Origin of the sequence: Streptomyces sp. MK37H (genome assembly GCF_018035285.1) — a bacterium.
Classification (GTDB): Bacteria; Actinomycetota; Actinomycetes; order Streptomycetales; family Streptomycetaceae; genus Streptomyces; species Streptomyces endocoffeicus.
In genome coordinates, this window is the sequence record NZ_JAAAYH010000780.1 from 1 (window position 1) to 1,872 (window position 1,872).

Annotated in this window: 1 protein-coding gene and 1 pseudogene; one reads left to right on the plus strand and one right to left on the minus strand. The window is 71.2% G+C overall.

All coding sequences use genetic code 11. The annotated features are described in order from the left end of the window. Positions 1-1,396 (plus strand): glutamate decarboxylase (locus GWI24_RS43830; RefSeq protein WP_210951582.1); only part of this gene is annotated, 1,396 nt, incomplete at its 5' end. Between the two features lie 33 nt (positions 1,397-1,429). Here GWI24_RS43830 and GWI24_RS43835 read toward each other — a convergent pair. Next, positions 1,430-1,872: pseudogene (locus GWI24_RS43835) on the minus strand (hypothetical protein); the annotation flags it as partial.

The following is a 1,872-nucleotide window of genomic DNA, read 5'->3' on the forward strand; positions in this document are numbered from 1 at the left end:
CACTCCCGGCCGACGCGACCTCGACGAACGCACCGATTTCTCCATCAATCCGCTCTACGGCGAGGCCAATCCGGTCAGCGGAATGACCGGCAGGCCCCCGCGCCGCTGCCTCCCGGACGAGCCGATGGCGCCCACGACGGCGTATCAGTTCGTCCATGACGAGCTGATGCTGGACGGCAACGCCCGCCAGAATCTCGCCACGTTCGTCACCACGTGGATGGAGCCGCAGGCGGGCAGGCTGATGTCCGACTGCCTCCCCAAGAACATGATCGACAAGGATGAGTATCCGCGCACCGCCGAACTGGAGCGGCGGTGCGTGACGATGCTCGGCCATCTGTGGCACGCCCCCGACCCGGACGCGGTCGTGGGCTGCTCCACCACCGGGTCGAGCGAGGCGTGCATGCTGGCCGGAATGGCCTTCAAGCGGCGCTGGGCCAAGCGGAACCCGGTGAGCTATCCGGCCACCGCCCGGCCCAATCTGGTCATGGGCACCAATGTCCAGGTGTGCTGGGAGAAGTTCTGCAACTTCTGGGAGGTGGAGGCGCGGCAGGTGCCCATGGAGGGCGACCGGTTCCACCTCGATCCCCAGGCCGCCGCCGGGCTGTGCGACGAGAACACCATCGGGGTCGTCGCGATCCTCGGCTCCACCTTCGACGGTTCCTATGAACCCGTCGCCGAGGTGTGCCGGGCGCTGGACGACCTCCAGGAGCGCACGGGCCTGGACATCCCGGTGCATGTGGACGGCGCCTCGGGCGCGATGGTCGCACCGTTCCTCGACCCGGACCTGGTGTGGGACTTCCAGCTGCCGCGGGTCGCCTCCATCAACACCTCGGGCCACAAGTACGGCCTGGTCTACCCCGGGGTGGGGTGGGCGCTGTGGCGTACGGCGGACGCGCTGCCCAAGGAGCTGGTCTTCCGCGTCGACTACCTCGGCGGCGACATGCCCACGTTCTCGCTCAACTTCTCCCGCCCCGGCTCCCAGGTGGCCGCCCAGTACTACACCTTCGTACGGCTGGGCCGGGAGGGCTACCGCGCCGTCCAGCAGCAGACTCGCGATGTGGCGCGCTCGCTCGCCGAGCGGATCGAGGCGTTCGGGGACTTCACCATGCTCAGCCGCGGCGATCAGCTGCCGGTGTTCGCGTTCACCACCGCGGAGGGGATCCGCAACTTCGACGTCTACGACATCTCCCGGCGGCTGCGCGAACGCGGCTGGCTGGTGCCCGCGTACACCTTCCCGCCCAACCGGGAGGACCTGTCCGTACTGCGGGTGGTGTGCCGCAACGGCTTCTCGGAGGACCTCGCCGATCTCTTCCTGGCCGACCTGGGGTCACTGCTGCCGGAACTCCGGTCACAGCCCGCGCCCATGGGGAAGGTCGTCAAGGCGTTCCACCACTGAGCCCGGTTTCTCCGGTCCCGGGGGCGACGGCGGTCAGCGCGTCCGGGCCGGGGACCGGAGCAGCTCGGCCCGGCGCCGGACCGCCTCCAGCGCACCGGGTCTGCGGCCGGGCACCCGGCCCCGCAACTCGATCAGCAGCGGGGCGAGGGCACCGGCCCTGGCCCGGTCCGCCACGAACTGCCACTGGTGGTGCGCCCGGTCCACGGCCCCCTCGACCTCGGGGTGCTCGGCCGGTTCCCCGTTGCCCAGCCGCGCGTCGGCCACCGCGAGCCACAGCTCGCAGGCGCGGGCCGGGTCCCCGGCGATACGGGAGAGGTCGGCGCGGACCTCCAGCCAGTGGATCGCCTCGTCGGACCGGGGACCGGCCGTCCGGAGCGCCTCCTGCTCCCAGGCGGCCGCCATCGAGGCCGCCTCGCTGTGCCGCCCCGAGTTGGCCGCCTCGAATATCGCCGCGTGCGTCGAGGCGAGCGGATCGG